This window comes from Bradyrhizobium sp. CB1015 (genome assembly GCF_025200925.1).
In the GTDB taxonomy this organism is placed as follows: domain Bacteria; phylum Pseudomonadota; class Alphaproteobacteria; order Rhizobiales; family Xanthobacteraceae; genus Bradyrhizobium.
The window spans coordinates 3611836-3634594 of sequence record NZ_CP104174.1 but is presented as its reverse complement, the minus strand read 5'-3'; the positions used below and the strand labels follow the sequence as shown (position 1 = coordinate 3634594).

The window sequence follows — 22759 nt, the reverse complement described above, 5'->3', positions numbered from 1 at the left end:
AGAAGCATGCGCGGCCCGAGGGAGAGCGCAATGGCGATTGCGGAACAGCAGCCTCAGGGGAGCAGCGACGGAAGCTGGCACGGCATCGTGCTGCAAACCTTGAAGCGGAATGAGATCAGCCTGATTCCTTACGTGCCTGACCGCGTGCTGACGCCGCTGATCAAGAACCTGCACGCCGATCCCTTCTTCACCACCTTCGCGACCGCCCGCGAGGAAGAGGCCGTCGGCATCGTCTCCGGCGCCTGGATGGGCGGACGGCGCGGCGCGGTGCTGATGCAGACCTCCGGCTTTGCCACGCTCGCCAACGTGCTGGCCTCGCTCGCGGTGCCCTACCAGATTCCGCTGATCATGTTCGTCTCCGAGCGCGGCACGCTCGGCGAGTTCAACTACGGCCAGTCCCTGGTCTGCCGCACCATGCGGCCGGTGCTGGATTCGCTGGCGCTGGAGCACCACACCATCACCCGGCTCGACGAGCTCGAATTCATCACCGACCGCTCGATCAAGCAGGCCGTCACCACGCAGGCGCCGGTGGCGTTGATCCTCAACCCGCTGCTGACGGGCGGCAAGGTCTTCGACAAGTGAGGCCGGCGATGTACACTGGCAATACCAAGCTGATGAACCGGTTCGACGTCACCTCGCGGCTGATCGCGAAGCTCGGAAACGAGGAAGCCGTGATCGGCGGCATCGGCAACACCAATTTCGACCTCTGGGCCGCCGGCCATCGCCCGCAGAATTTCTACATGCTCGGAAGTATGGGCCTCGCCTTCCCGATCGCGCTCGGCGTGGCGCTGGCGCAGCCCGACCGCCGCGTCTTCGCGCTCGAAGGCGACGGCTCGCTGTTGATGCAGCTCGGTGCGCTCTCGACGATCGCAACCCTGAAGCCGAAAAACCTCACGATGATCGTGATGGACAACGGCATCTACCAGATCACCGGCGCGCAGCCGACACCGGCAGCTGGTGTCGCCGACATCGTCGCCATCGCCATGGGCTGCGGTCTCACGCGCAGTGCCTGGGCCGCGGACGAGGAGGATTTCGAGCGGCTGGTCGACGACGCGATGGCTGCCGCCGAGCCCAGCCTGATTGCGGTCAGGATCGACGACAAGCCCGGCGTGGGCACCACCCGCCGCGACCCCGTGCAGATCCGGGAACGCTTCATGCATGGCCTCGGCGTGCGCGATCCGCTTTAACATTTTGTCATTAACTACACGGCGATCTGATACGAGCCTCGCGACAACCCGACCAAATTCGTGCTAAGCGACCCGGATGTTCATTCGTACCTTTGCCTGGCTGCTCGCCGCTGCCGTTACGTTCGCCACCCTCGGTCCTCCCGGCCTTCGCCCCCATTCCGACCTCGGTCAGGACGGCGAACATGCGCTTGCCTTCTTCATGGTGGGGTTGGCCTTCGGCCTCGCCTATCCACGCCGGCGTCTGCTGATTGCGGCGGCTGCGGTCATCCTGATCGGCGTGCTCGAGCTGATGCAATTTTGGGCACCCGGCCGCCATGCGCGGCTGGAGGATTATCTGGTCGATGCCGCCACCGCTTGCCTCGGCTTTGCGCTCGCCGCCGCGGCCGACCGGCTGCTCTCGCGCTTTCGCACCAGCTCCGCCGTGACAAGCGAAGGCCCCGCGGAGTGACACTCCGCAGGGCCCTGTCCATCACAGAGGATTGCGTCGATCAGTCGATGATCTTGACCACTCGGCGGGTGCGCGGCTCGACGATCACACGCCGATTGTTGACGACCGCATAGCGATATTCGGTGTAGTTCGGCACGGGCCGCAGCACCACGGTCGGAGGCAAGGGCTCGCCGACCACGACGCGCTCGTGAATCACGACCGAGTCATCGCGCGGGATTCCGCCCAACACTGCATTCGGGATCTCGAGGCCGGCGCCGACCGCCGCACCGACGGTGCCGCCGACCATCGCACCGATCGGACCGCCGATGTCGCCGCCCGCGCGCGCGCCTTCCGCAGCGCCTTGCGCGGTGGTGGATTGAGCAAAGGCTGCGCTCGACGCCAGCAGCGACGCGGCAGCCAACGTAATCGCAAGACGGGTTTTCATGTCCTTACGTCTCCAGTGATTGTTATGCGCCTTCAACCCGCGGGGCCGGAGCATTGTTCCGGTTCCGCTGCGACGAAAGATGCATCAGTGGAAACTGTTACCCCGTAACAGTTCAGGCTGCGGCGATCTCGTGCCCCGCCATCAGTTCCAGCGCCCGCACCATGGCGGAGTGATCCCAGGACTTGCCACCATGTGCGGTGCAGGACGAGAACAATTGCTGCGCCACGGCCGTGCTCGGCAGCGACAAGCCGAGTGAGCGAGCGCCTTCGAGCGCGAGGTTGAGATCCTTCTGATGCAGCTCGATGCGAAAGCCGGGATCGAAATTGCGCTTCACCATGCGCTCGCCATGCACCTCCAGAATTCGCGACGAGGCGAAGCCGCCCATCAGCGCCTTGCGTACCAGCGCGGGATTCGCACCAGCCTTGGATGCGAACAACAGGGCCTCGCTCACAGCTTCGATGGTGAGCGCGACGATGATCTGGTTGGCGACCTTTGTCGTCTGCCCGTCGCCGTTGGCGCCGACATGGGTGACATTCTTGCCCATCTTGTCGAAGATCGGCTTCATGGTGCCAAAGGCCCGCTCCGGCCCGCCGACCATGATGGTGAGGCTCGCAGCCTTGGCGCCGACCTCCCCGCCCGACACCGGCGCGTCGAGATAATCGGCGCCGAGCGCCTCGATCTTCTTCGCGAACTCCTTCGTCGCAAGCGGCGAGATCGAGCTCATGTCGACGACGATCTTGCCCTTGGAGATGCCGCTGGCGACACCCTCCTTGCCAAACAGCACGGCCTCCACATGCGGCGTATCCGGCACCATGATGATGACCGCGTCCGCCTGCTCCGCGATCTCCTTGGCCGACGTGCAGGCGATGCCGCCCGCGGAAATCAGCTCCGGCGCGATCGGCGCAACGTCATGCAGAAGCACACGATGGCCCGCGACCAGGAGATGGCCGGCCATCGGCCGCCCCATGGTGCCGAGTCCGATGAAGCCGATATCGGTCATGTTGCCGTTTCCTCTGCAAGACATCTCTCTATCCACGTGCTCGGAGCACCTCTCCCGCAAGCGGGAGAGGGAGCGCACCGCTGACGTGGCAATATGCTCACGTCTCAAAAGTCTGCTCCGCATGCCACGACAGGCTCTCCAGCGTCGTGGTGCGCGGCTTGTATTCGCAGCCGATCCAGCCGCGATAGCCGATCGCGTCGAGGTGGCGGAACAGGAAGGGATAGTTGATCTCGCCGGTGCCGGGCTCATGGCGGCCGGGATTGTCGGCAAGCTGGACGTGGGCGATCCCTGGCAGATATTCCTGCATGGTGCGGGCGAGATCGCCCTCCATGATCTGCATGTGGTAGATGTCGTACTGGATGAAGAGGTTGTTCGACCTCACCTCGGAGATCAGCTGTACCGCCTGCTCGGTGCAGTTGAGGAAGAAGCCGGGAATGTCGAGCGTGTTGATGGGCTCGACCAACAGCTTGATGTTCTCCCGCGCCAGCGTCGAGGCCGCAAAGCGCAAGTTGCCGACCAACGTCTCCCGAAGCTCGCGCGGATCGGCATCGGCAGGCGCAATACCGACGAGGCAGTTGAGCTGCTCGCAATCGAGCGCCTTGGCATAGTCGATGGCGCGGAACACGCCGTCGCGGAATTCGGCGGTGCGCTGGGGCAGGATCGCAATGCCGCGCTCTCCACCGGCCCAGTTGCCGGCGGGGAGATTGTGCAGCACCTGCGTCAGGCCGTGGGCCTCGAGCTGCTCGCGCAGCTGCGCCTTGTCGAAATCATAGGGGAAGAGATATTCGACCCCGGCAAAGCCCGCCGCCTTCGCCGCCGCGAAGCGGTCGAGGAACGGCATCTCGTTGAAGAGCATGGTGAGGTTGGCGGCAAATTTCGGCATGGTGCTTCTTCCCCTACTCCGCCGGCTGCAGCACGCGCGTGGTCTCGACTTCGTCGAGCGGAAGATCAAGCACCTCCTCGAACTCGACGATGTTGTCGATCTCCGTGCCCATCGCGATGTTGGTGACCCGTTCGAGGATGAACTCGACCACGACAGGGACGCTGTGCTTCGCCATCAATGCGCGCGCCGTCGCAAACGCTGCCTGCGTGTCCTTCGGGTCGGTGACGCGGATTGCCTTGCAGCCGAGACCTTCGGCGACCGCGACGTGATCGACGCCGTAGACGCCGATCTCGGGCGCGTTGATGTTCTCGAAGGAGAGCTGGACGTGATAGTCCATATCGAAACCGCGCTGGGCCTGGCGAATCAGGCCGAGATAGGAATTGTTCACGACGACGTGGATGTAGGGCAGATTGAACTGCGCGCCGACCGCGAGCTCCTCGATCAGGAACTGGAAGTCGTAGTCGCCCGACAGCGCGACGATCTCGCGCTCCGGACACGCCGCGCGCGCGCCGAGCGCGGCCGGCAGCGTCCAGCCGAGCGGCCCCGCCTGCCCGGCATTGATCCAGTTGCGGGGCTTGTAGACGCCGAGGAACTGCGCGCCGGCGATCTGCGACAGGCCGATCACGGTGACATAGGTTGTGTCGCGGCCGAACGCCTTGTTCATTTCCTCATAGACGCGCTGCGGCTTGATCGGGACGTTATCGAAATGGCTCTTGCGCAGCATCGTCTTCTTGCGGTCGCGGCAGGCCGCGGGCCACGCCTGGCGCTCGCGGAGCCTGCCTGACCGCCGCCACTCCCTGGCGACGGTGACGAACAGCTCGAGCGCGGCCTTGGCGTCCGAGACGATCCCGAGATCGGGATTGAACACGCGCCCGATCTGGGTCGGCTCGATGTCCACGTGAACGAATTTACGGCCCTTGGTGTAGGTCTCGACCGAGCCGGTGTGGCGGTTGGCCCAGCGGTTGCCGATGCCGAGCACGAAGTCGGACTCCAGCAGCGTGGCATTGCCATAGCGGTGGCTGGTCTGCAGGCCGACCATGCCGGCCATCAGCACGTGATCGTCGGGGATCGCGCCCCATCCCATCAGCGTCGGCACGACGGGCACGTCGGCGATCTCGGCAAACTCGACCAGCAGGTCTGACGCATCGGCGTTGATGATGCCGCCACCCGCGACAATCAGCGGCCGCTCGGCGGCGTTGAGCATCTCCAGCGCTTTCTCGACCTGCTTGCGTGTCGCGGCGGGCTTGTAGACCGGCAGCGGCTCGTAGGTCTCGTCGTCGAATTCGATCTCGGCGAGCTGCACGTCGAGCGGCATGTCGATCAACACCGGCCCGGGCCTCCCTGAGCGCATCACATGAAAGGCCTGACTGAACACACGCGGCACCAGCGCCGGCTCGCGCACGGTCACCGCCCATTTCGTGACAGGTTTTGCAATCGACTCGATGTCGACCGCCTGGAAATCCTCCTTGTAGAGCCGCGCCCGCGGCGCCTGCCCGGTGATGCAAAGGATCGGGATGGAATCGGCGATCGCCGAATAGAGCCCGGTGATCATGTCGGTGCCCGCAGGTCCCGAGGTTCCGATGCAGACCCCGATATTGCCGGCCTTGGCGCGCGTATAACCCTCGGCCATGTGCGAAGCGCCCTCGACGTGGCGCGCCAGGATGTGGCGGATCGAGCCGCGCTTCTTCAGCGCCGAGTAAAGCGGATTGATCGCAGCGCCGGGAACTCCGAAGGCCGTCGAGATACCTTCCTTCTCCAGGATACGCACGGCCGCATCGACAGCTCGCATCTTAGCCATATCGGACCTCGCTCAAATTGCATCAGCGAGCGAGATCATCAGATGCGCAGAAGCCGATCTCAACGAGATCGATTTTATTTTTCACGATGCGGCAACCACGAGAAAACCGTGGACGTCTCAATCGGTTAGATCAAGAGATGCGTGAAAGCAGTTCACTCGAACAGCGGCGCCAGCTGCATCTGCGGCACCAGCACGAGGCCCTTGTCGGTGATACGAATTTCCGGAATGACCGATAGCGGAATCAAATTGAAGCCCATGTACGGGATGGTGCAGCCGGCCTCGGCCCATTCCTTCTTCAGCACCTTGACCTCTTCGGCCACTTCCGTGACGCGCTTGTCGGAGAGCAGACCCGCGATCGGGAGCGGAACCAGCGCCCTCACCTCGCCGTCGGCGACGACGCAAACGCCACCCTGCCGCTCCTTGATCGCTGCAATCGCGACCTGCATGTCGGCCTCGTTGGTGCCGGCGACGATGAGGTTGTGGCTGTCGTGACCGACGCTGGAGGCGACCGCGCCACGCTTCAGGCCAAAATCCTTCAGAAGGCCATGGGCAACGTTGCCGGCGGATTTGCCGTGACGCTCGACCACTGAGACAAAGCAAAGGCCGTAGCGCGCGAACAGCGACGGCCAGTCTTTTGCGGGTTCGATCTCCACTTTCTCGTGGATCAGCGTGATGCCGGGTAGCGCAGTCTTGATGGCGTTGATAGTGCAGGCCTTGGCCGGCAATTCGGGCGTCAGCTTCATGATCTGCGGCACCTTGACGGTCGCATAGGCTGCCCTCGGATATTGGTAGCGCTGCGACAGCGCCTGATCGAGACGCGGGGTAATCTTGCCTTGCTCGACCACGAGCTCGCCGCCATACCAGGTGCATTGCGGCTTGAGCTGATCGTCCATCAGCACGAGATCGGCGCGGCGGCCGCCGCCGAGCCCGCCGATATCGCCTTCCATGCCGAAGCGGGTGGCGCCGTGCAGTGAGCCCATCGACCAGGCCTGCTCAGGCGACATCCCCGCCTTCACGGCCTCCCTCACCACCCAGTCAAGACCGAACAGCAGGAGATCGTCGGCGTCACGATCGTCCGTGCACACGGCGGTGCGCTTGTGTGAGGCCCCGAGCTCGGTGATCGTTCGGATCGCTTGCGGCAGCGAGTGCCAGGGCGTGGTCGGCGGTCCCCCGCGCAAGAACACCCAGACGCCAGCATCGAGCAGATCATCGGCAATGTCGCGGTCGATCGCCTCATGGGTGTCGGTGACGCCGGATGCCGCATAGGCCGCGACGAATTCGCGGCCGTAGACATGCCCGGACACGGGACGCCCCCGCTTCAAGGCTGCGGCGAGGATGGCATGGCTGCGCTCGTCGCCCATCGTGACAGGCACGAAATCCATCTTCTCGCCAAGCGCCACCGCTTCAGGCCAGCGGTCGAACAGGCCGGCGATCTTGTCCGGCGTGAGGTCGCCGCCCGCCGTCTCCAGCTCCGCCGAGGTCGCAGGAACGGTGCTTGGCACCGTCAGAAAGATCGACAGCGGCGCCTGGCGCGCATCTTCCAGCATCGCCTCGACGCCTGCGACGTCCATGACGTTGCCGATCTCGTGGCTGTCGCAGAAGATCGTCGTGGTGCCGTTGAGCAACGCGGCCTCGGCATAGGCGCACGCCGTCACCATCGAGGATTCGATGTGGATGTGCGGATCGACGAGGCCCGGCGCGACGATGCCGCCGGCCGCATCATAAAGCGGAACATCGCCCCAAACCTTCTTCGCTGTGCCGGCCGGCTTCACCGCCGCGATGCGGCCGCCGGAGATCCAGACCTCCCGCCCCGGATGGATACGCTCGGAATAGGTCGAGAGCACGCGCCCCCCGGTGATGACGAGATCGGGCGCGACGCGAGCCGACGCAACATCGGCCAGACGCCGCGTCATGCTGTGCAGCGGCGCGACGGAGAAGCGGGTGAGTTTGGTCATCGGGGCTCTCGCGTGGGAATGGACAGCCCCGCGATGGTTGCCGCCGTTGGCAGCGAGGGCAACTCAAATAATGCGGCATCCGTGCTTACGCATTGGGCAGACGCGCCCCGCCTTCTAATTTCCGCTAGTGCATGTACTCATGCGCTTGGTTTGGGCGCTCCAGATCCGCTTGCCCTCATCAGTGGCACAGGAACATCGCTGAAGGCGCCGATGGGCCAGAACCGGGACTTTGCCTAGACGCCGCCAATTGCGTTCGACTGCCATGCTGCGCTTATCAATTTCAAGGCCGCCAAACCTGACAACCTTGTTCTCTCGCAGAGCTGTGGGCCGAAAGGGCCCCGACGTGCTTGAGGCATCGGGGCCCAAACGACCCACTGAGATCAGTCGCAGATGCGGCGGCGAACCACAACATCCTCACCGAACCGGTTAACCCGATGTTGTACGATGGTGCGGCAACCGCCGTAGTATTGGTCACCGTAGTAGTCACGGTAGTATCGGTCCGGGCCAACATAGACGCCGCCGGGACCGATGCCAAACTCAACAGCGTTTGCTGTTGTTACCGCTCCCGCAGCTAGAGCAGCCACTGCGGCGAGCGCAAGGATCATTCGCTTCATTTGGCACTCCTCTCGCAAGGGACGGAGTATTGGGCCAACGATCGAGCCGGAAATTGGTTTCGTGACAATGAGCGTACACCAACGCAGAAAATCGTCGTTCCACTATGAACAGCGTGTTCATGAACGCAGGATCAACCCGCAATGGCAGTCGCCAGACCGAACTGATCCTGATTTTCGGAAGTGACGGCAAGAGGCGCGAAGCTGCATTTTGGTCGCTCTCATTGCAAGCGGTGCCAAGCTTGAGGTCGAGGGCCCAACAGCCTCCTGAGGGCACAGGAATTCTTGTTGGTTCTGTCTTCCCGTGGTTGGTATTGCGGCGAGGGCTTGAGACTGGAACCAACTTGCGGCGCAATCGCACCACTTTACGCATCATCCACTGTGGCATTTGCCACCCGCCGAAATTGGAACCCTTATGATGTTACCCATGCTCATTTTGCAATTGTGTGCGCGTGGCGCTCGGATCTAATTGAACGATCCCTGCAACAGCAGATTTCGCCTTCGCATGTGCTTGGAGTTTTATTTTTGCGGTTAAGAGCTTTCGCATCTGAATTGCATTTCGAAGCGAGAAGCATACGCGAATTCAAACAAAGTTTGAGGTTGTCGCCATTTGCCGCTCGAAATGCGATGGGGCGGATCGCTCGCATCGGGCTGCAGTGATGCTTGTAGGCGGAGTTGGTAACCGGCTTCTGTCAGCACTGCCGACCGCAGATCTCGATCTTTTGGCACCCGACCTGCAGATGGTAACTCTGGATCGGGAAGAGGTCGTCTCGCGTGTGGGGGATCATACCGAGCACGTCCTCTTCCCTCACAGTGGCGCCGTTTCGGTGATGGTCGATATGGCGAATGGGCAGACGGTCGCCAGCGCCGCAATAGGACGCGAGGGGGCAGTGGGCACTCTTTCCGTGCTGGGACCATCCCCTGCGGCCGTTACGACTATCGTTCGTGCCGCGGGGACGGCCTCGCGGATCCCCGCAGCGCGATTCCATGCCGCTTTCAGCCGGAGTCCTGCGATCCGGCATGTAGTCCAGCTTCACTTCAAGGCGGTGCTGATACAGTTTCAATTGGGCGGGGCTTGCAATGCACTGCATCCGGTCCAAGCCCGCATGGCACGCTGGCTGCTTCAACTTCACGACCGCATCAACCACGACGTCCTGCCTCTCACGCAGGACGCGCTTTCGCAGATGTTGGGTGTGCGACGAACGACGGTGACGCTCCTGGTGCGCAATCTGCGCGCTTCCGGAGCGATCAGATCGGTGCGGCGAGGCGAAATCGAGATCGACTCATCGCGGCTCGCTGCGGTGGCGTGCGAATGCCACGACACCATGCGGCTCGAACTCGATAAGATCTTCTCTACGAGTACAGCGCCATCTCGCGTTTTCGATCTGCCGATCCGGTAGATGAAACCGGGCGATGCTAGCCGTTTCGGCGCGTCCGGGTAAAGCCGGCGGGCACGATGCTCGAATAGCATCGCCGGATGCGCATCCTTCTGAGCGGACTGCGGCCCAATGCGGTGACGATCTCCCACCCCAACGTCCGTAACGGGCCAAAAGCGCTGGTCAATGACCCGCCGGCGCAGCAACTCAAGCGCTGAAGCGGTCATATCGGATGCGCTATTCGAACACTGCGCGTTGAGGTCGGCTATGGGTCCAAAAGCAGCAGTTAACGCAGCCACCTATGAGGATCTCCGGCAGAGAGTCGAGATGGCAGCCGCTGCTGCGGTGTGCGGCTCGGGGCATGAGCCGACGCAGTCCCTTTGAGCAACGAGCCTTTCACTTCGGCTGAAGTCGATCAGATGAAAGAATGATGCGGCTTGGGACAGCGTGACTGTCGGATCACATCGCTTGCGCGAATGGAAGTTTGAGCATTGAATCAGCGTGGTTACCAACAACTGCAAGTGACTTCTCGGGTATGCCTACCGCTCTCGCAGGATCAAGCGACGCTAGGCTTCGGGCGCGTGGTGGCTTCATGCGTGGCTGAACCGGAGAGGTACGCCTAGTCGGTCCTGCCAACTGATTGGGAGTAGCCCCACGCGTCTCATGCGCGCCTGGCGCGGTCGACGGCCAACAAACGGGGAGGAGAACAATGAGCACCTGGCTTAGTGAGCGAGAACAGCGGCTCGTCGCGGGCGCGGAGGCGGCATCGGCGGCAACGCCTATCCCGACCCAGATTGTTTCCAATGGCGAGTATCTCCCGCCCCCGCAGAGCGATACGCAAAAGAAAGTCGAGGCACGGATCAACGAGCTCGCCGATGTTAACGGCAGGCACCTCGGCTTGAGCCGCAGGCAGTTCTTGCACACGAGCTGCGGCATGGCGGCAGCGTTCCTCGCCATGAACGACATCTACGGCAATGTTTTCCAGGTCGCGCCCGCTGAAGCCCGGGAGCCCGAGCTGATGCAGGCCCGCGCGCAGAGCCTTGCAGGCCAATTCATCTTCGACGTCCAGACTCATTTCGTGCGGGACGATTTCGACCACAAGGAGCTGTTGGGGCTGGCGGACTTTGCGAGCCAGCACTGGAATCCGAAGATGAAGGAGGAAGGCGTCTCCTCGCTCGCCCGGTACAAGTTCCAGAACTATGTGAAAGAGATCTACTACGACAGCGACACCAACATGGCGCTCCTGAGCGGCGCGCCCTTCGACGACCCGAGTTGGTGGCTGCTGTCCAATGAGCAGATCGTCAAGGCGCGAGAACTGATCAACGACTTCGCCGGTTCGCGCCGCCTGCTGGCGCATAGCGTCATCACCCCCAAGCAACCCGGCTGGATGGACGAGGTGGACAAGGCAATCGAGGTCTACAAACCGGATTCCTGGAAGTCGTACACGATTGGCGATCCGCTGGCGCCCTCGAAGTTCCCATGGCGGCTCGACGACGAGCAGGTGATGTATCCGTTCTACGAGAAAGCAGTGAAGGCCGGCATCAACACGCTGTGCATCCACAAGGGGCTGCTGCCGCCCGATTACGAGAAGTCGTTCGCCGGCGTCTGGCAATATGCAACGGCGTGGGACATCGGAAAGGCCGCGAAGGATTGGCCGCAGATGAACTTCGTGATCTATCACTCGGCGCTGCGGCCGTTCCTCGAGCTACCCGATCATGCGTGGGCGGAGTTCGAGCAGACCGGCCGTATCCAGTGGGCCACCGATCTCGCGGAAATCCCGCAAAAGTTCGGCGTCGCCAACGTCTATGCCGAGCTTGGCACGTCCTTTGCCAACTCGGCGGTGGCGCATCCGAAGTTCTGCGCCGCGCTGATCGGCACGCTGATCAAGGGGATGGGTGTTGACCACGTCATGTGGGGCACCGACTCGGTCTGGTACGGCTCACCACAGTGGCAGATCGAGGCGCTGCGCCGGCTCGAAATCCCCGAGGATATGCAGAGGAAGTACGGCTTTGCGGCGCTTGGCGATGCCAACAGCGCGACCAAGCAGCTGATCTTCGCGGGCAACGCAACCAGATTCTACAAGATCAAGCTGAAGGCGGCCGAGAATACCAGGATGCCGGCCTTTTCCGAGGACCGCCTCGCGGCGCTCAAGAACGAGTACACGCAAGCTTCGAAGCAACCGTCGAACCTGCGCTACGGCTACGTTCGCGCCGCCTAGGAACGATGCCAACAGCTTGGGCAAGCTCCGCCGGCAATGGATGCGCGGCTGCCGCAAATCCGACTTTGGCTCAAGGGCACCAATGCTCTGGCCGATCAGAGATTTCCGCTCGGCCATCAGGAGCCGACATTGCTTTATGAGTACACGCCCTAGCTAGTCCTCGTTTGCCTTGAACCGCCCCAACCCCTTCAGCACGAAGGGCGCCACCAGCGCGATCAGCGCGATGCCGAGCAGCGTCGCCGAGATCGGGCTTTGCAGCAGCGCCATGGGGTCGCCGAGGCTGATCGCGAGCGCGCGGCGGAGCTGGCTCTCGGCAATCGGGCCGAGAATCAGGCCGACGACGACGGGCGCGATCGGGAAATCGAACCGGCGCATCAGGAAGCCAAGCACGCCGAAACCGGCGAGCATCGACAATTCCACCACCGACGGCTTTGCCGCGATGGTGCCCATGGTCGCGAACACGAGGATGCCGGCATAGAGCCACGGCTGCGGGATCGCGAGCAGCCGCACCCACAGGCCGACCAGCGGCAGATTGAGCACCAGCAGCATCATGTTGGCGATGAACAGGCTGGCGATCAGGCCCCACACGAGGTCTGGCCGCTCGGCGAACAGCAGCGGGCCCGGATTGAGACCATATTGCTGGAAGCCAGCCAGCATCATCGCGGCGGTCGCCGAGGTCGGCAGGCCCAGCGTCAGCAGCGGCACCAGCGTGCCCGCGGCGGAAGCGTTGTTGGCGGCCTCGGGGCCGGCGACGCCTTCGATCGCGCCCTTACCGAACTCTTCGGGGTGCTCCGTCAGCCGCTTCTCGGTCGAATAGGACAGGAAGGTCGGGATCTCCGCGCCGCCGGCCGGCAGCGCACCGATCGGGAAACCGAACATGGTCCCGCGCAGCCATGGCTTCCAGGACCGCTTCCAGTCCTCCTTGGTCATCCACAGCGAGCCGCGCACCGGCTCCAGCTTCTCCTCGGTATGGTGGCGGCGAGATGCGACATAGAGCGCCTCGCCCACCGCGAACAGGCCGACGGCAAGCGTTGTGACTTCAACGCCATCGAGCAGCTCGGGGACGCCGAATGCAAGCCGCGCCTGACCCGTCAGCTTGTCGATGCCGACGAGGCCGAGCGTCAGACCGATGAACAGGCTGGTCAGGCCGCGGATCGGGGAATCGCCGAAGGTCGCCGACACCGTGACGAAGGCGACGCACATCAGCGCGAAGTAATCCTCTGGGCCGAAGCGCACGGCGACATCGACCAGCCATGGTGCAAGGAAGGCGAGCCCGACGGTGGCGATGGTGCCGGCGACGAAGGAGCCGATTGCGGAGGTCGCAAGCGCCGGCCCCCCGCGGCCCGCCTTGGCCATCTTGTTGCCTTCGAGCGCGGTGGCCATCGAGGCGCTCTCGCCGGGCGTGTTGATGAGGATCGCGGTGGTCGATCCACCATACATGCCGCCATAGTATATGCCGGCGAACATGATCAGCGAGCCGCCGGGGTCGAGCTTGTAGGTCACCGGCAGCAGCAGCGCGACCGTCAGTGCCGGGCCGATGCCGGGCAGCACGCCCACGGCCGTGCCGAGGAACACGCCGATCAGCGCGTAAAGCAGGTTCATCGGCTGGACGGCGACCGCCATGCCGTGAGCCAGCGCGGCAAAGGTATCCATCACAGCAGTCGCTCCAGTGGGCCGGCAGGCAGGCTCAGCGTCAACAACCGGTCGAACGCCAGGTAAATGAGGGTCGACATCACGAGGGCGATGATGGCGTCGATGAGGATGGCACGGCGTCCGAAGGCCGCCGAGGTCGTCACGAACAGTGCCGAGGTCGCCAGGATGAAGCCGCCGCCAAAGCCGATGATGGCGATCAGCAGCGCAAGACCGACGAGGATCAGAACCACAGGCACGGGATCGGCGCTCTCGCGTGCCGGCAAGTTGCCCCGCAGCGCGTCGATGAAGTTGCCGATCGCAAGCAGCGCAAGGCCGCTGGCGACCACGACCGGCATCGCCTCCGGTCCCATCCCGTACATCGCCGCGGATTGCAGGCCGCGCGCGTCCCAGACCAGCACCGCGGCGAGGCCTGCAAGCAATGCAGCGATGACGAGACCGGCGCGGTCGACGCGCCGCGGCGGCTGCACGGGATCGCCTGAGGTCATGACTTGACCAAGCCGACCGATTTCAGCACGTCGGTCACGCGGGCCGTTTCCTTCTTCAGGAAGTCGGCAAAAGCGTCGCCGCCGAGATAGGCGTCCTCCCAGCCCTTCTGCTTGAGGATCTCCTTCCAGGCGTCGGACTTCACCATCTTCTCGACCGCATCGCTCAAGGTCTTGCGCTGCTCCGGCGTGATGCCGGGAGGCGCGACCACCGAACGCCAATTGGCGATCACGAGGTCGATGCCCTGCTCCTTGAAGGTGGGAATATCGCTGCCTGCGATGCGCTTCTCCGAGGTCACGCCGATCGCACGCAGCTTGCCGGACTTGATCTGCCCTTCATATTCGCTGAGGCCCGAAATGCCCGCGGTGACCTTGCCGCCGAGGATCGCCGCGAGCGACTCGCCGCCGCCGGAGAACGGGATGTAGTTGATCTTCTTGGCATCGGCGCCGACCGCGCTGGCGAACAAGGCCGCCATCACATGGTCGACGCCGCCAGCCGAGCCGCCGGCAAAGGTGACCTTGGCGATATCCGCCTTCACCGCGGCGGCCAGATCCTGCGCATTCTTGATCGGCGAGTTTGCTGGAACCACGATCACCTGGATTTCCTCGGTGAGGCGCGCGATCGGCGTCACCTGCTCCAGCGTCACCGGCGACTTGTTCATGGCGAGCGCGCCGACCATGACGAAGCCGTTGACCATCATCTGGTTGCCGTCGCCCTTGGCGCCGTTGACGAATTGGGCGATGCCGACGCTGCCACCTGCGCCGGGAACGTTGGTGACCTGCACGCTGCGGGCGACGCCCGCAGCCACCAGCGCCTGCTGCATCGAGCGCGCAGTCTGGTCCCAGCCTCCGCCCGGAGCCGCCGGCGCCATCAGCTTGAGCTCGAGCTGCTGGGCAAAGCCCGGATTGGCTGCCGCCAGGGTCAACGCGACGGCTGCGCCGACAAGGCGCGCGGGAAATCGGAACATGAGGGCATCTCCAGGGCTCATGCGGACGTTCGCCGCATTGTGTCGTTTGGTCGCATATCAACCAAAACGGCCGATGCTGTCCAGTGACATGCCTCAGGGTTTTTGGTCAGCGGGGCGCCGGGATCGCCCCGCCAAGCGCGGTCGTGAGTTCGGCCGCCACTTCCCGGACGATTTGTCCGATCTCCGGCAACCGTTCATCGGTGACGCGGCTGGTCATGCCGGATACGGAGATCGCGGCAAGCGGTTCGGCCAGCGCGTTGTATACCACCGCGGCGACGCAGCGCAGGCCGATCTGCGCCTCCTCATCGTCGACGGCAAAGCCCTGCTTGCGGATTTTCTCGAGCTCCCTGAACAGGTCGCTCGGGCGCACGATCGACTTCTCGGTCAGGCGCGGCATGCCGTGATGGCGGATGACGGCGCCGACGTCCTCGTCTGAATAGGTTGCGAGCACCGCCTTGCCGACACCGGAGGTCACCATGGGGACGCGGCCGCCGACCTTGGTCAGCGAGCGCATGATCTCGCGGCTTTCCATGCGCGTCAGCACGATGATGAATTCATCGTCGACCACGGCGAGATTGGCTGTTTCGCGGGTGAGATCACGTAGCTTGCGCAAATATGGAATCGCCTGCGCGGAGAAATTGCGTCTCCGCGCAAAGCTCGCGCCAACCGTGAAGCTGCGCACGCCGACATGCCATTTGGACTCGCCACGGTCGAATTGCACGAAGCGGCGGCTTTCGAGCGTTGCGAGCAGCCGGTGCACGGTGGACGCCGACAGGCCGGTGCGGATCGCGAGATCGCTGAGACGATAACCCTCGTCGTCCTCGGCCAGCGTCTCGATGATCGACAGCGCGCGGTCGACCGACTGCACGCCACCGTCGCGGCCCTCGTGATCGGCCTCCACCGCCGATTTGGGCTCGAGCGATTTGCGCCGGATCACGTTCTTGCTCATCGCGACCTGCCGCTTTTGCATCCGTCATTCCGGGATGGTGCGCCGGGACTGCGCGCAGCGCGGGCCTGGCATACCAGACCCGGAATCTCGAGATCCTCAGGTGCGCAATTGCGCACCATAGTTCGACGCTTCGCGTCGCCCCGGGATGACAGGAGAGCTAGCGCTCAGAGCAGCCCTGCCCCGCGCGCCCACTTGTACTTGGCACCAAGCACCTCGACCGGCAGCTCGGTCGAATAGGCGTAGGCCGGGATGCCGTTCTGGTAGAGATATTCGGCGGCTTCCTCGACCTCGACGTCGCCGGCGAGAGAGGCGACCATCGGCTTCACAAACCCCTTCGCCTCCATCTCCTTCTTCACCTCGACCATGTTGCGGGCGAACACCATCGGCGGGGTGACGATGGTGTGCCAATAGCCGAGGATCAGCGCGTGAATGCGCTCATCCGACAGGCCGAGCTTCACGGTGTTGACGTAGGTGATCGGCGGCTCGCCGCCGGTGATATCCACGGGATTACCGGCCGCACCAAACGGCGGGATGAACTTGCGGAAGGCGGCATCGAGATCCGGCGGCATCGACATCAACGACAGCCCGTTGTCGACGCAGGAGTCCGACAGCAGCACGCCCGAGCCGCCGGCACCGGTGATGATCAGCACGTTCTCGCCCTTCGGCGTCGGCAGCACCGGCACGCCGCGGGCGAATTCGAGCAGCTGGCGCAGACTGCGGGCACGGATCACGCCGGACTGTTTGAACACGTCCTCGTAGATGCGGTCGTTGCCGGCGAGCGCACCGGTGTGGGAGGACGCCGCCTTCGCGCCGGCCGAGGTGCGGCCGGCCTTGAGCACCACCACTGGCTTCTTCTTGGAGACGCGCTTGGCGGCTTCCGCGAAGGCACGACCGTCCTTGAGGTCTTCGCAGTGCTGCGCGATCAGATTGGTGTTCGGGTCCTGCTCGAAGAAGGCGAGCAGATCGTCCTCGTCGATGTCGGACTTGTTGCCGAGGCCGACGATCGCCGAGACGCCCATCTTGGCCGAGCGCGAGAAGCCGATGATGGCCATGCCGATGCCGCCCGACTGCGACGACAGCGCCGCATGGCCCTTGACGTCATAGGCGGTGCAGAAGGTCGCGCAGAGATTGGCCGGGGTATAGTAGAAGCCGTAGATGTTCGGCCCCATCAGGCGGATGTCGTACTTCTTGCCGACCTCGACGATCTCGGCCTGCAGCTCCGGCGCGCCGGCTTCGGCGAAGCCTGACGGGATCAGCACGGCGCCCGGGATCTTCTTCTCGCCGCATTCGGTCAGCGCAGCAGCGACGAATTTCGCGGGAATCGCGAACACCGCGACGTCGATCACACCAGGCACGTCCTTGACGCTCTTGTAGGCCTTGTAGCCGAGGATCTCGGCGGCCTTGGGATGGATCGGAATGATCTCGCCCTTGTAGCCGCCGTTGATGAGGTTCTTCATTACGGAATTGCCGATCTTGCCGTCCTCCGCGGAGGCGCCGATCACGGCGACCGCCTTCGGCTGCATGATGCGGTTCATTGCCGCGACGATCTCTTCGGTCGGCCGCGGCTTGGGCTTCGGCACATAGGCGAAGTCGACGACGATGCGGACGTCTGCGGCCGTGGCTCCCTTCGGCGTCGCGAACACCGGGTTGAGGTCGAGCTCGACGATTTCAGGGAAATCGGTGACGAGCTGCGAGACCTTGACGATGATTTCGGCCAGCGCATTGCGGTTCACCGGCTCGCCGCCGCGCACGCCCTTCAGGATCTCGTGCGCCTGGATGCCGTCGAGCATCGAGAGCGCGTCCTCCTTGGTCGCCGGCGCGAGGCGGAAGGTGATATCTTTCAGGACTTCGACCAGCACGCCGCCGAGGCCGAAGGCGACCAGCTTGCCGAACGAGCCGTCGGTGATCGAGCCGACGATGACCTCGGTGCCGCCCGCCAGCATCTGCTGCACCTGGACGCCTTCGATCTTGGCATCGGCCTTGTACTTCTTGGCATTGGAAAGAATGGTCTCGTAAGCCTTCTCGGCCTCGTCGGCGGTCTTGAGGCCGACGATGACGCCGCCGGCTTCGGTCTTGTGGAGAATGTCCGGCGAGACGATCTTCATCACCACCGGAAAGCCCATGGACGAAGCCATCTTGCCGGCCTCGCCCGCCGACTTGGCCACGCCCTCCTTCGGCACCGGAATGCCGTAGGCGTCGCAGACCAGCTTGCCTTCCGGCGCCGTCAGGCTGGTGCGGTTGTCCGCCTTGACCTGGTCAAGCACCTTGCGGACGGCATCTTTGGAATTGGACATGTGGCTTCTCCCTTGACCTGAGTTCGTTCTTTTCAAAGCGCGCGCGTGGTTTGCGGCTGCCCGTGATGCTTGCCATTCGCCGCGCTCTGTTCCATGCGGCGGAACGGAGTGGCATGAGGCCTAAAGACTACTCCGCCGGCTTGGACCAAAAATGGCTGGCGATGGCATTTGGTATGCCAGAAGCCAACTTGTCAAGCTGGTGCATGCCCCAGAACGCCGCAAAAAATAGGCAGCTTGACATTCTGGCATGTGGTATGCCAAAAACTTTCCCGTTAATATTCCTGTAAAAGACGACTCCCACTGGAGGAGATTCGTCGTGTCACTACGGAAACCAACCAAGGCGTTGCCGAACATGGCCGAGGCAGACATTGCAATCGTTCGTATTGCCCCGGAGAGCAGCTTCAAGAACAAGGCGTATGACGCCTTGAAGGAAGCCATCCTCAAGATGGACATCTATTCGACGCCCGAGCCGGTGATGCTCGACGAGCGCGCTTTGTCCGAACGTCTCGGCGTCAGCCGCACCCCGATCCGCGAAGCCATCGCGATGCTCGAGCAGGACGGTTTCGTGAAGACGGTGCCGCGCCGCGGCATCATGGTGGTGCGCCGGACCAAGAGCGAGATCGTCGACATGATCCGCGCCTGGGCGGCGCTGGAGAGCATGGCCGCCCGCCTCATCACCACCACCGCGCGCAAGAAGGACATCACGGCGCTGCGCGACTTCTTCAAGGACTTCGGCAAGGACCGCCTGCCCGAGGATCATGTCGAGGAATATTCCAAAGCCAACATCGCCTTCCACCAGGCGCTGATCTCGCTGTCGGAATCCCCCGTGCTGGTCGATCTCACCAACGACCTCCTCTTGCACGTGCGCGGTTATCGCCAGCTGACCATCGGCCGCAAGGACCGCACCGCGACGTCCCTGCCCGAGCATCTCGGCATCATCGAAGCGCTCGAAGCGCGCGACACCGAGCTTGCCGAGAAGCGCGCCCGCGATCACACCCTCGGCCTTGCCGCTTACGTCGAAGCGCACGGCCAAGAACTGTTTACGTAACTTTTCACTTAGCAACGTTCACCAGAAGGGCGAACCATTCGCCCCAACGACCTTGAGACCAGGGAGACAAGGCCCATGCTGAATACCGCGACCAAGTCCGAAGCACCGGGCACCGAGCAGGAACTGACGGATGGCTTCCATCTCGTCATCGACGCGCTCAAGCTGAACGGCATCAACACCATCTATAATGTGCCGGGCATCCCGATCACGGATTTGGGCCGCATGGCGCAGGCCGCCGGCATTCGCGTGATCTCGTTCCGCCACGAGCAGAACGCCGGCTACGCCGCGGGCATCGCCGGCTATCTCACCAAGAAGCCCGGCGTCTGCCTCACGGTCTCCGCACCCGGCTTCCTCAACGGTCTCACCGCCCTCGCCCACGCCACCACCAATTGCTATCCGATGATCCTGGTCTCGGGCTCCTCCGAGCGCGAGATCGTCGACCTGCAGCAGGGCGACTACGAGGAGATGGACCAGCTCGCGATCGCCAAGCCGCTGTGCAAGGCGGCCTATCGCGTGCTGCACGCCCAGGACATCGGCATCGGTTTCGCCCGTGCCATCCGCGCCGCGGTCTCGGGCCGTCCGGGCGGCGTCTATCTCGACCTGCCGGCCAAGCTGTTCGGCCAGGTCATGAACGCCGAGGCCGGCCAGAAGTCGCTGGTCAAGGTGATCGACGCGGCGCCGGCGCAGATCCCCTCGCCCGCTTCGGTGAAGCGCGCGCTCGACGTGCTCAAGAGCGCCAAGCGTCCGCTCATCATCCTCGGCAAGGGCGCGGCCTACGCGCAGGCCGACGAAGAGATCAAGAGCTTCGTCGAGAAGAGCGGCGTGCCGTTCCTGCCCATGAGCATGGCCAAGGGCCTGCTGCCCGACACGCATCCGCAATGCGCCGGCGCCGCCCGCTCGACCGTGCTGAAGGAGTCCGACGTCGTCATGCTGATCGGCGCGCGGCTGAACTGGCTGCTGTCGCACGGCAAGGGCAAGAGCTGGGGTGAAACGCCAAAGAAGTTCATCCAGGTCGACATCGAGCCGAAGGAGATGGACTCCAACGTCGAGATCGTCGCGCCCGTCGTCGGCGACATCGGCTCGGTGGTCTCCGCCTTCAACCAGGCGATGGGCTCGAGCTGGACCGCCCCGCCCGCCGAATGGACCAAGGCCGTCTCGACCAAGCGCGAAGAGAACGTCGCCAAGATGGCGCCGAAGCTCATGAACAACAAATCGCCGATGGATTATCACGGCGCGCTCGGCGTCTTGAAGAACGTCATCAAGGAGCATCCCGAGGCGATCCTCGTCAACGAGGGTGCCAACACGCTCGACCTCGCCCGCGGCGTCATCGACATGTACCGCCCGCGCAAGCGTCTCGACGTCGGCACCTGGGGCGTAATGGGCATCGGCATGGGCCAGGCGATCGCCGCTGCGCTCGAGACCGGCCATCCCGTGCTCGCCGTGGAGGGCGACTCGGCGTTCGGCTTCTCCGGCATGGAAGTCGAGACCATCTGCCGCTACAACCTTCCGATCTGCGTCGTCATCTTCAACAATGACGGCATCTATCGCGGCACCGACGTCAACGGCGCCAACTCCGATCCGGCGACGACCGTGTTCGTCAAGGGCGCGCGCTACGACAAGATGATGGAAGCCTTCGGCGGCGTCGGCGTCAACGCGACCTCGCCCGACGAGCTGAAGCGCGCCGTCAACGACGCCATGAAGTCCGGCAAGCCGACGCTCATCAACGCGGTGATCGATCCGGCCGCGGGCTCGGAGAGCGGCCGCATCGGCAACCTCAATCCGCAGAGCGTTCTGCAGAAGAAGAAGTGAGTCCACCCCCTCAACCCCTTATTCCCTGTGGTTAGCAGGGGCAGACAGAGTACGGAGCAATATGATGACCAAAGCGCTCGAGGGCGTTCGCATTCTCGACTTCACCCACGTCCAGTCCGGACCGACCTGCACGCAGTTGCTGGCATGGTTCGGCGCCGACGTGATCAAGGTGGAACGCCCCGGCGTGGGTGACATCACCCGCGGCCAGCTGCAGGACATCCCGAACGTGGACAGCCTGTATTTCACCATGCTCAACCACAACAAGCGCTCGATCACGCTCGACACCAAGAACCCCAAGGGCAAGGAAGTCCTGACCGAGCTGATCAAGAAGTGCGACGTGCTGGTCGAAAACTTCGGCCCCGGCGTGCTCGACCGCATGGGCTTCCCCTGGGAGAAGATCCAACAGATCAACCCGAGGATGATCGTCGCCTCGATCAAGGGGTTTGGCCCCGGACCGTACGAAGACTGCAAGGTCTATGAGAACGTCGCCCAGTGCACCGGCGGCGCCGCCTCCACCACCGGCTTCCGCGACGGCCTGCCGCTCGTCACCGGCGCGCAGATCGGCGATTCCGGCACCGGCCTGCATCTCGCGCTCGGCATCGTCACCGCGCTGTATCAGCGCACCCACAGCGGCAAGGGCCAGCGCGTCACCGCCGCGATGCAGGACGGCGTGCTCAACCTCTGCCGCGTCAAGCTGCGCGACCAGCAGCGCCTCGCGCACGGCCCGCTCAAGGAATACAGCCAGTTCGGCGAAGGCGTGCCGTTCGGCGACGCCGTGCCGCGCGCCGGCAACGATTCCGGCGGCGGCCAGCCCGGCCGTATCCTGAAGTGCAAGGGCTGGGAGACCGATCCCAACGCCTACATCTACTTCATCACCCAGGCCCCGGTCTGGGAGAAGATCTGCGACGTGATCGGGGAGCCCACCTGGAAGACCGATCCGAATTACGCCAAGCCGGCCGCCCGCCTGCCGCGCCTCAACGAGATTTTTGCGCGCATCGAGCAATGGACGATGACGAAGACCAAGTTCGAGGCGATGGAGATCCTCAACAAGGACGACATCCCCTGCGGCCCGATCCTGTCGATGAAGGAGATCGCCGAAGACCAGTCGCTCCGCGCGACCGGCACCGTGGTCGAGGTCGACCACCCCACCCGCGGCAAGTACATCTCGGTCGGCAACCCTATCAAGCTGTCGGACTCGCCGGCTGAAGTCACCCGTTCGCCGCTGCTCGGCGAGCACACCGACGAGATCCTGCGCTCGGTGCTCGGCTTCAGCGATCACCAGGTCGCCGATATCCACAAGTCGGGCGCGCTCGCCCCGCCGCAGAAGCAGGCCGCGGAGTAAGCGACCACCACCCTCGAATGAGATGAAAGGGCCGCCCGAAGGGGCGGCCTTTTTGCTGCAGGAACGCCGTGCTTCGCAGGCCCGAACTCAAAAGCTGAAAAACAACCCCATGCACAGTAGCCATCCCATTGGCACGCAACGACATTGCTGATTCGGCGAAAAAATTCTGACCCGTCGGGCAAAACAGGGGTACTATGCCATCGTCGCCAGGCGAGTTACCAAGCATCGATGCCGAATTGAAGCTGCCTTAATTGGAACCGACTGGGTTGCGCCTCGTTATCTCCTGCACCGGAGCACGCTTGGAGCGCAGCCGG

The 22759-nt window shown here is 63.7% G+C and carries 19 protein-coding genes; 8 read left to right on the top strand and 11 right to left on the bottom strand.

What is annotated here, in order from left to right; translation table 11 throughout:
• Positions 1-30: 30 nt before the first annotated feature.
• The 3 genes from N2604_RS16575 (at position 31) to N2604_RS16565 (ending at position 1635) form a co-directional block, all read left to right on the top strand.
• The gene (locus tag N2604_RS16575; RefSeq protein WP_260375684.1) at positions 31-582 is read left to right on the top strand and encodes a thiamine pyrophosphate-binding protein; all 552 of its coding nucleotides are present in this window, start codon (positions 31-33) and stop codon (positions 580-582) included.
• A gap of 8 nt (positions 583-590) precedes the next feature.
• The gene (locus tag N2604_RS16570) at positions 591-1187 is read left to right on the top strand and encodes a thiamine pyrophosphate-dependent enzyme (RefSeq protein WP_260375683.1); all 597 of its coding nucleotides are present in this window, start codon (positions 591-593) and stop codon (positions 1185-1187) included.
• A 76-nt stretch (positions 1188-1263) separates the two neighbouring features.
• On the top strand, positions 1264-1635 hold the full coding sequence (locus N2604_RS16565) for a VanZ family protein (RefSeq protein WP_260375682.1): 372 nt from the start codon (positions 1264-1266) through the stop codon (positions 1633-1635).
• A gap of 40 nt (positions 1636-1675) precedes the next feature.
• Here N2604_RS16565 and N2604_RS16560 read toward each other — a convergent pair whose 3' ends face one another.
• The 6 genes from N2604_RS16560 to N2604_RS16535 all read right to left on the bottom strand — a co-directional run bounded on the left by N2604_RS16560 (position 1676) and on the right by N2604_RS16535 (position 8309).
• Positions 1676-2059 carry a DUF1236 domain-containing protein gene (locus N2604_RS16560; protein ID WP_260375681.1) on the bottom strand — a complete coding sequence of 128 codons (384 nt, stop codon included), beginning with the start codon at positions 2057-2059 and terminating at the stop codon, positions 1676-1678.
• Between the two features lie 112 nt (positions 2060-2171).
• Positions 2172-3083 (bottom strand): 2-hydroxy-3-oxopropionate reductase, encoded by a 912-nt coding sequence (locus N2604_RS16555; RefSeq protein WP_409241718.1) that lies wholly within the window; start codon positions 3081-3083, stop codon positions 2172-2174.
• 73 nt (positions 3084-3156) lie between these two features.
• Positions 3157-3942 carry a hydroxypyruvate isomerase gene (hyi, locus tag N2604_RS16550; RefSeq protein WP_260375679.1) on the bottom strand — a complete coding sequence of 262 codons (786 nt, stop codon included), beginning with the start codon at positions 3940-3942 and terminating at the stop codon, positions 3157-3159.
• Positions 3943-3955: 13 nt separating this feature from the next.
• A complete protein-coding gene (gene gcl / locus N2604_RS16545; protein ID WP_260375678.1) occupies positions 3956-5740 on the bottom strand; it encodes a glyoxylate carboligase in 1785 nt (594 codons plus the stop codon).
• A gap of 152 nt (positions 5741-5892) precedes the next feature.
• Positions 5893-7695 (bottom strand): adenine deaminase, encoded by a 1803-nt coding sequence (locus N2604_RS16540; protein WP_260375677.1) that lies wholly within the window; start codon positions 7693-7695, stop codon positions 5893-5895.
• Between the two features lie 380 nt (positions 7696-8075).
• Positions 8076-8309: a hypothetical protein gene (locus tag N2604_RS16535; RefSeq protein ID WP_260375676.1), complete on the bottom strand. Its 234-nt coding sequence runs from the start codon at positions 8307-8309 to the stop codon at positions 8076-8078.
• A 656-nt stretch (positions 8310-8965) separates the two neighbouring features.
• Between N2604_RS16535 and N2604_RS16530 the strand changes: the two genes are divergently transcribed.
• Both N2604_RS16530 and N2604_RS16525 read left to right on the top strand, forming a co-directional pair.
• Positions 8966-9706, top strand: a complete 741-nt coding sequence (locus N2604_RS16530) for a Crp/Fnr family transcriptional regulator (RefSeq protein ID WP_409241717.1) — start codon at positions 8966-8968, stop codon at positions 9704-9706.
• Positions 9707-10391: 685 nt separating this feature from the next.
• Entirely contained in the window at positions 10392-11900 is a 1509-nt protein-coding gene (locus N2604_RS16525) for an amidohydrolase family protein (protein WP_260375674.1), read from the top strand.
• Positions 11901-12053: 153 nt separating this feature from the next.
• Here N2604_RS16525 and N2604_RS16520 read toward each other — a convergent pair whose 3' ends face one another.
• From N2604_RS16520 to N2604_RS16500, 5 genes are all read right to left on the bottom strand, one after another.
• Positions 12054-13553: a tripartite tricarboxylate transporter permease gene (locus tag N2604_RS16520; protein WP_260375673.1), complete on the bottom strand. Its 1500-nt coding sequence runs from the start codon at positions 13551-13553 to the stop codon at positions 12054-12056.
• The gene (locus N2604_RS16515) at positions 13553-14038 is read right to left on the bottom strand and encodes a tripartite tricarboxylate transporter TctB family protein (protein WP_260375672.1); all 486 of its coding nucleotides are present in this window, start codon (positions 14036-14038) and stop codon (positions 13553-13555) included. Before N2604_RS16515 ends, N2604_RS16520 begins: the two co-directional genes overlap by 1 nt.
• Entirely contained in the window at positions 14035-15003 is a 969-nt protein-coding gene (locus tag N2604_RS16510; protein ID WP_260375671.1) for a tripartite tricarboxylate transporter substrate binding protein, read from the bottom strand. The genes N2604_RS16515 and N2604_RS16510 overlap by 4 nt, the downstream gene beginning before the upstream one ends.
• A 106-nt stretch (positions 15004-15109) precedes the next feature.
• Positions 15110-15952 carry an IclR family transcriptional regulator gene (locus N2604_RS16505; protein ID WP_260376235.1) on the bottom strand — a complete coding sequence of 281 codons (843 nt, stop codon included), beginning with the start codon at positions 15950-15952 and terminating at the stop codon, positions 15110-15112.
• Between the two features lie 164 nt (positions 15953-16116).
• Positions 16117-18246 (bottom strand): acetate--CoA ligase family protein, encoded by a 2130-nt coding sequence (locus tag N2604_RS16500; RefSeq protein ID WP_260375670.1) that lies wholly within the window; start codon positions 18244-18246, stop codon positions 16117-16119.
• A gap of 352 nt (positions 18247-18598) precedes the next feature.
• On the opposite strand from N2604_RS16500, the gene N2604_RS16495 reads away from it, so the two are divergent.
• The 3 genes from N2604_RS16495 (at position 18599) to frc (ending at position 22445) form a co-directional block, all read left to right on the top strand.
• Positions 18599-19294 carry a GntR family transcriptional regulator gene (locus N2604_RS16495; protein WP_167406570.1) on the top strand — a complete coding sequence of 232 codons (696 nt, stop codon included), beginning with the start codon at positions 18599-18601 and terminating at the stop codon, positions 19292-19294.
• Positions 19295-19369: 75 nt separating this feature from the next.
• The gene (gene oxc, locus N2604_RS16490; protein WP_260375669.1) at positions 19370-21103 is read left to right on the top strand and encodes an oxalyl-CoA decarboxylase; all 1734 of its coding nucleotides are present in this window, start codon (positions 19370-19372) and stop codon (positions 21101-21103) included.
• 64 nt (positions 21104-21167) lie between these two features.
• The gene (gene frc / locus N2604_RS16485; protein WP_260375668.1) at positions 21168-22445 is read left to right on the top strand and encodes a formyl-CoA transferase; all 1278 of its coding nucleotides are present in this window, start codon (positions 21168-21170) and stop codon (positions 22443-22445) included.
• Positions 22446-22759 lie beyond the last annotated feature (314 nt).